This window comes from Tahibacter sp. (assembly GCF_035481375.1).
Taxonomy (GTDB): domain Bacteria; phylum Pseudomonadota; class Gammaproteobacteria; order Xanthomonadales; family Rhodanobacteraceae; genus Tahibacter.
In genome coordinates this window covers 1-5,968 of the sequence record NZ_DATIGT010000139.1, presented here as the reverse complement: position 1 = coordinate 5,968, position 5,968 = coordinate 1, and the positions used below count along the sequence as shown (strand labels likewise).

The following is a 5,968-nucleotide window of genomic DNA, read 5'->3' as shown; positions in this document are numbered from 1 at the left end:
GCACGGCGGCGTGCGCGCCGGCCGCGGCGACGCGTGCGGCGGCGACCGGGATTTCCCAGGCGCCGGGCACGCGGATCACGTCGATCGCTTCGGCGGCGACGCCGTTCGCGCGCAGCGCCTGCTCGGCGCCGGCAACCAGCGCGTCTACGATGCGCGGGTTCCAGCGGCTCGCGACGATCGCGAGGCGGCTGTCGGGGGCGACGCGCAATTCGCCGGCAATCAACGGCATGAAGGCTCGGAGGGGAGGCAACGGGGGCGCCATTCTACCCGAGCCCGCCGCCGGCCGCCGGGCCGACGGACCGGCCGGCTCAGCCCGCTTCGTGCCCGACGACTTCGAGGCCGAATCCGGCCAGGCCGACGAGCCGGCGCGCGGTGCCGAGCACGCGCAGGCGGTGGATGCCGAGGTCGGCAAGGATCTGCGCGCCGAGGCCGTGGCGCCGCCATTCCTGCACGGCTTCCGACTTGCCTTCGGCGCGCACGCGCCGGGTCAGGCGGTCGAACAGGGCTTCGTCCTCGCCGGGTTCGGACAGCACGAGCACGACGCCGCGCTCTTCCGCGGCGATGCGGCGCAGCGCCGCCGTCACGGTGAGGCCGAGGTCGTCGCGCACGAGATGCAGCACGTCAGACAGCGTGTTGCGCACGTGGACGCGCGTGAGCACCGGCTCGCCGTCGTCGACGCTGCCGCGCACGAGCGCGAAATTGATGGATTTGTTCACGATGTCGCGGTAGGCGACGAGGCGGAATGCGCCGAACTCGGTCTCGACCGGCTCGTCGTGCACGCGCTCGATGGTCTTCTCGGTTTCGAGGCGGTAGCGGATCAGGTCGGCGATCGTGCCGATGCGCAGGCCGTGCTTGCGTGCGAAGGCCTCGAGTTCGGGACGCCGCGCCATGCTGCCGTCGTCGTGCAGCACTTCGACGAGCACGCCGGCCGGCTCCAGTCCCGCGAGTGCCGCGAGGTCGCTCGCCGCTTCGGTGTGTCCTGCGCGCGTCAGCACGCCACCGGGCTGCGCGGTCAGCGGAAAGATGTGGCCGGGCTGCGACAGATCCTGCGCGCGGGCGTCGGGACGCACGGCCGTGCGCACGGTGTGTGCGCGGTCGTAGGCCGAAATGCCCGTGGTTACGCCTTCGGCCGCCTCGATCGAGACCGTGAAGTTCGTGTGGTACGGCGAGGTGTTGTCCATAACCATGGGCTTCAGGCCCAGCTGGCGGCAGCGCGCCTGCGTCAGCGACAGGCAGACCAGCCCGCGCGCTTCGCGCACCATGAAATTGATGTCCTCGGGCCGGACCTTCTCGGCGGCCATGATGATGTCACCTTCGTTCTCGCGGTCTTCGTCGTCGAGGATGACGACCATGCGGCCGGCGCGAATGTCGTCGAGGATGTCGGGGATGGTGTCGAAGGGCATGGGCAGAATCAGGAAAGAGGGAATAGGAGTGAGAAACGTGGCGAAAGCGGTCAAGGGCGCGAAGGTCGTAGAAGCAGCGCTTCTACGCGTTTCTCACTCCTCTCCCCTCTTTCCTTCAAACAGCCTCTCGGCATACCGCGCCATCAAATCCACCTCGATGTTCACGCGCGCGCCCGCGGCGAGATCGCCGAAGGTCGTCTGCCGCATCGTGTGCGGGATCAGGTTGACGCCGAAGCGCCGGCCGTCGACGGCGTTGACGGTCAGGCTGACGCCGTTGACGGCGACGGAACCCTTCGCGGCGATGTAGCGCGCGAGCGCTTCGGGCACGGCGAATTCCCAGCGCAGCGAGCGCGCGTCGGGCGCTACGGAAACGACGTCGCCGACGCCGTCGACATGGCCCGAGACGAGATGCCCGCCGAGCCGGTCGGCGAGCCGCAGCGCTTTTTCGAGATTCACGCGGTCGCCGGCGGCGAGTTCGCCGAGGGTCGTGCAATTCAGCGTTTCGGTCGACACGTCGGCGCTGAAGCGGCCGTCGCCGAGCGCGATCGCGGTCAGGCAGACGCCGTTGACCGCGATGCTGTCGCCGAGCGCGACATCGCCGAGATCGAGGTCGGCGGCATCGACGGCGATGCGCAGGTCGCCGCCGACGGGCTCCAGCGCGGCGATGCGGCCGACGGCCTGGATGATTCCGGTAAACATGGATAGTTATCTCTTTGCCATATCGTGGAGTTCATGCGGTGCCCGAGACCGGCCGCAGCAGCAGACGCTCGTCCGCACCGACCGCACGCCGCTCGACCACCTGCAGCGCCCAGCGCCCGCTCATGTCCGACAGCCGCGGCAGCGCGAGCAGCGGCATGCCCGCGTCGCCGAGCAGCAGCGGCGCAACGTACAGCAGCAGTTCGTCGACGAGTCCGGCCGCGAACAGCGCGCCGGAGAATGCCGGACCGGCCTCGACCTGCACTTCGTCGACGCCGCGCGCGGCGAGCGCGGCGAGCAAGCCGGCGAGTTCGACGCGCCCGCCCGCATCGAGCGGCAGCGCAAGGTAGTCGACGCCGGCACGCGGCTGCGCGCGCGTCGCCGCCTCGCTGCCGTGCACGACGAGCGTCGGCGCCGAACCGTCGAGCAGATGACAGTCGGGCGCCAGCGCGTCGAGTCGCGCGTCGACGACGACGCGCAGTGGCGGAACGAACGCGCGGTCGTCTTCGAGACGCACTGTCAGCCGCGGATTGTCCGCGCGCGCGGTACCGGCCGCGGTCAGGATCGCGGCGCTGCGCGCGCGCCAGCGCTGCACGTCGGCGCGCGCCGCGGCACCCGTGATCCACTGCGAACGGCCGTTGTGCAGCGCCGTGCGTCCGTCGAGGCTCTGGGCGAGCTTCACGCGTACCCAGGGCCTTCCGCGTTCGAACCGGCTGATGAAGCCGCGATTGAGTTCGCGCGCCGCGTCGCGCAGAAGTCCGCTGTCGGTCGCGACTCCCGCTGCGCGCAGACGCGCGAGGCCGCTGCCGGACACTTGCGGAAACGGGTCTTCGCAAGCCGCGACGACGCGCGCGACGCCGGCGGCGATCAGCGCGTCGGCACAGGGAGGCGTGCGGCCGTGATGCGCGCAGGGCTCCAGCGTCACGTAGACAGTCGCGCCGCGCGCGCGTTCGCCGGCCTCGCGCAGCGCATGAACTTCGGCATGCGGGCCGCCGGCGCGTTCGTGCCAGCCGCTGCCGACGACGACGCCGTCGCTGACGAGCACGCAGCCGACGCGCGGATTGGGCCGGGTCGTGTACGCGCCACGTTCGGCCAGGCGCAGCGCCTGCGCCATGTGGGCATGGTCTTCCGCGCGGAAAGTCATGAGGGCGTGCGCGGCGACGGCTTCAGGATTTCTTGCGCGCGGCGGGCGCTTCGTTGCCGAGCAGCGGCAGTTGCAGGCCTTCCATGCGCGGCAGCTCGCGTTCGAGCCGTTCGATTTCCTCGCGGAACGCCTGCACGTCCTCGAAACGCCGATAGACCGAGGCGAACCGCACGTAGGCGACCGAGTCGATGCGGCGCAGCTCTTCCATCACCCATTCGCCGATGCGCCGCGAGGCGATCTCGCGCTCGTTGATCTGGCGCAGGTTGCGCAGGATGTTGCGCACGACGTCGTCGACGGCGTCGCTGGAAACCGGGCGCTTCTGCAGTGCGCGCTCGACGCCGACGCGCAGCTTGTTCTCGTCGAAAGCTTCGCGCCGACCATCGCTCTTCACGATGGACGGCAGCTTGATTTCGGCGGTCTCGAAGGTATTGAAGCGCTCGCCGCAGTCCGGACACTCGCGCCGCCGCCGCACGGTCGCGCCGTCTTCGGCGAGGCGCGAGTCGATGACGCGGGTGTCTTCGTGCTGACAGAAAGGACAATGCATGGTCGCGGATCGTAAGGCAAAAACGGCAAAAAACTGAAAACTGCGCCGATGATGCCGGGCGGCCCGGGGTCGTGCCGCCGGAAGCGCCGGCGGGACGTGCCCGCGCCGGCGGCTTCGCTCAACCGTAGACCGGCAGCCGCTTGCACTGCGCGGTGACCGCGTCGCGCACGCGCGCGAGCACCGCGTCGTCGTTCGGCGCATCGAGCACGTCGCAGATCCAGTTCGCGAGATCCGCGCATTCCTTTTCGTCGTAGCCGCGCGTGGTCACGGCCGGCGTGCCGATGCGCAGGCCCGAGGTCACGAACGGCGAACGCGGGTCGTTCGGCACGGCGTTCTTGTTGACCGTGATATGCGCCTTGCCGAGCGCGGCCTCCGCGTCCTTGCCGGTGACGTCGCGGCCGATCAGGTCGATCAGCATCAGATGATTCTCGGTGCCGCCGGACACGATGCGGTAGCCGCGCGCGATCATCGCTGCGGCCATCGCCTTCGCGTTCTTCACGACCTGCTGCTGATAGGTCTTGAAGCCGGGCTCGAGCGCTTCCTTGAACGCGACGGCCTTCGCCGCGATCACGTGCATCAGCGGACCGCCCTGCGTGCCCGGAAAAACCATCGATTGCAGCTTTTTCTCGATTTCCTCGTTGGCGCGCGCAAGGATGATGCCGCCGCGCGGACCGCGCAGCGTCTTGTGCGTCGTCGAGGTGACGATGTCGGCGTGCGGCACGGGGTTCGGATAGACGCCGGCGGCGACGAGTCCGGCGACGTGCGCCATGTCGACGAAGAAATACGCGCCGACCGATTTGGCGATCTCCGCCATGCGCGCCCAGTCGACGATCTGCGAATAGGCGCTGAAACCGCCGACGAGCATGCGCGGCTTGTGTTCGTTCGCGAGGCGCTGGACCTCGTCGTAGTCGATCAGGCCGGTAGCCGGATCGATGCCGTACTGGATGGCGTTGAAGACCTTGCCGCTGAAATTGACCTTGGCGCCATGGGTCAGATGGCCGCCGTGCGCGAGGCTCATGCCGAGGATCGTATCGCCCGGACTGAGCAGCGCGAAATAGACCGCGGCGTTGGCCTGCGAGCCCGAATGCGGCTGCACGTTCGCGTAGTCGGCGCCGAACAGCTGCTTGACGCGGTCGATGGCGAGCTTTTCCGCAATGTCCACATATTCGCAACCGCCGTAGTAGCGCTTGCCCGGATAGCCCTCGGCGTATTTGTTCGTCAGCACGGTTCCCTGCGCCTCGAGCACGCGCGGACTCGCATAGTTTTCCGAAGCAATCAGTTCGACGTGATCTTCCTGGCGCTGGCGCTCGGCGGCGATGGCCTCGGCCAGGGCGTCGTCATAGCCGGCAATACGCAGGTCTTTCGCAAACATGGGAGAATCGCCTTTCGGGCTGGGAATCCGCCGATGTTAGCGGTTTCATGCCCGCCGTCCCACTGAATAAGCCAGTCGCGCGGCCCCTCCGGCGGCGCCGGACTGCGGCCGGAGCGCGCGTGTCGGATTCGCTGACGCCGAAAATCGAGGAAGCCCTGCGCCGCGGCGATGCGAACGCCGCCGAGGCGATCTGCCGCCGCGCCGTGGCCAAACATCCGCGCGACGCGACGGTTCACCAGCAGCTGGCGCAGTTGCTGCGCGCGCGCGGGGATCGCAGCGGCGCACAGGCCGCGCTGCTGCGTGCCGTCGAACTCGATCCGCGACGTGCGGCGGCCTGGCGCGAACTTGCCGTGCTCGCGCTGGAAGGTGGGCAGGCCGAGGCCGCCGAGCATCCGTCGGCGCGCTGGCGGGCACTGCAGCCGGACCAGCCCGACAGCGCATTCCTGCGCGGTCATGTGCTCGGGCTGCTGCACCGTTTCGACGAATCCGAGCGTGAATTCGCCGCGATCCGCCACGTGCGCGGCATCGCGAACTCGCGGCTCGGCCTCGTCGGCGATGCGCTCGCGCGCCGCGATCCCCTGGCCGCCCGCTTTCACGCCGAACGGCTCGTCGAGTGGCTGCCCGAGCACGCGGCGGCCTGGGATGCGCTGGGGCAGGCCGCGGCCGCCGCGCAGGACTGGCCGTCGAGCACGGCAGCGCTGCGCCGCGCGACCGACCTCGCCCCGGACGACGCGGCGCTGTGGCAGCGCCGCGCGGCCGCGCTCGATGCCGCGCGGCGCGGCGGCGACGAGCCCGTCGAGGTGCGCGAG

7 protein-coding genes are annotated in these 5,968 nt (G+C 69.8%); 1 reads left to right on the top strand and 6 read right to left on the bottom strand.

Annotated features, from left to right (window positions below):
• From VLF18_RS09480 to glyA, 6 genes are all read right to left on the bottom strand, one after another.
• Positions 1-229 (bottom strand): 6,7-dimethyl-8-ribityllumazine synthase (locus tag VLF18_RS09480; protein ID WP_325279382.1); only part of this gene is annotated, 229 nt, incomplete at its 3' end.
• 79 nt (positions 230-308) lie between these two features.
• Positions 309-1,403, bottom strand: a complete 1,095-nt coding sequence (gene ribB, locus VLF18_RS09475) for a 3,4-dihydroxy-2-butanone-4-phosphate synthase (protein ID WP_325279381.1) — start codon at positions 1,401-1,403, stop codon at positions 309-311.
• Positions 1,404-1,496: 93 nt separating this feature from the next.
• Positions 1,497-2,102 (bottom strand): riboflavin synthase, encoded by a 606-nt coding sequence (locus VLF18_RS09470; RefSeq protein ID WP_325279380.1) that lies wholly within the window; start codon positions 2,100-2,102, stop codon positions 1,497-1,499.
• A gap of 31 nt (positions 2,103-2,133) precedes the next feature.
• The gene (gene ribD / locus VLF18_RS09465; RefSeq protein ID WP_325279379.1) at positions 2,134-3,243 is read right to left on the bottom strand and encodes a bifunctional diaminohydroxyphosphoribosylaminopyrimidine deaminase/5-amino-6-(5-phosphoribosylamino)uracil reductase RibD; all 1,110 of its coding nucleotides are present in this window, start codon (positions 3,241-3,243) and stop codon (positions 2,134-2,136) included.
• A 22-nt stretch (positions 3,244-3,265) separates the two neighbouring features.
• A complete protein-coding gene (gene nrdR / locus VLF18_RS09460; protein WP_325279378.1) occupies positions 3,266-3,787 on the bottom strand; it encodes a transcriptional regulator NrdR in 522 nt (173 codons plus the stop codon).
• Between the two features lie 118 nt (positions 3,788-3,905).
• Positions 3,906-5,159, bottom strand: a complete 1,254-nt coding sequence (glyA, locus tag VLF18_RS09455) for a serine hydroxymethyltransferase (protein ID WP_325279377.1) — start codon at positions 5,157-5,159, stop codon at positions 3,906-3,908.
• 119 nt (positions 5,160-5,278) lie between these two features.
• Between glyA and VLF18_RS09450 the strand changes: the two genes are divergently transcribed.
• The coding region (locus tag VLF18_RS09450) for a tetratricopeptide repeat protein (RefSeq protein WP_325279376.1) at positions 5,279-5,968 on the top strand (690 nt) is incomplete at its 3' end.

Excerpts from the sequence above, each read along its gene's own strand:
- glyA (WP_325279377.1), bottom strand. The coding sequence starts at position 5,159 with ATGTTTGCGAAAGACCTGCGTATTGCCGGCTATGACGACGCCCTGGCC.
- VLF18_RS09470 (WP_325279380.1), bottom strand. The coding sequence starts at position 2,102 with ATGTTTACCGGAATCATCCAGGCCGTCGGCCGCATCGCCGCGCTGGAG.
- nrdR (WP_325279378.1), bottom strand. The coding sequence starts at position 3,787 with ATGCATTGTCCTTTCTGTCAGCACGAAGACACCCGCGTCATCGACTCG.
- ribB (WP_325279381.1), bottom strand. The coding sequence starts at position 1,403 with ATGCCCTTCGACACCATCCCCGACATCCTCGACGACATTCGCGCCGGC.
- ribD (WP_325279379.1), bottom strand. The coding sequence starts at position 3,243 with ATGACTTTCCGCGCGGAAGACCATGCCCACATGGCGCAGGCGCTGCGC.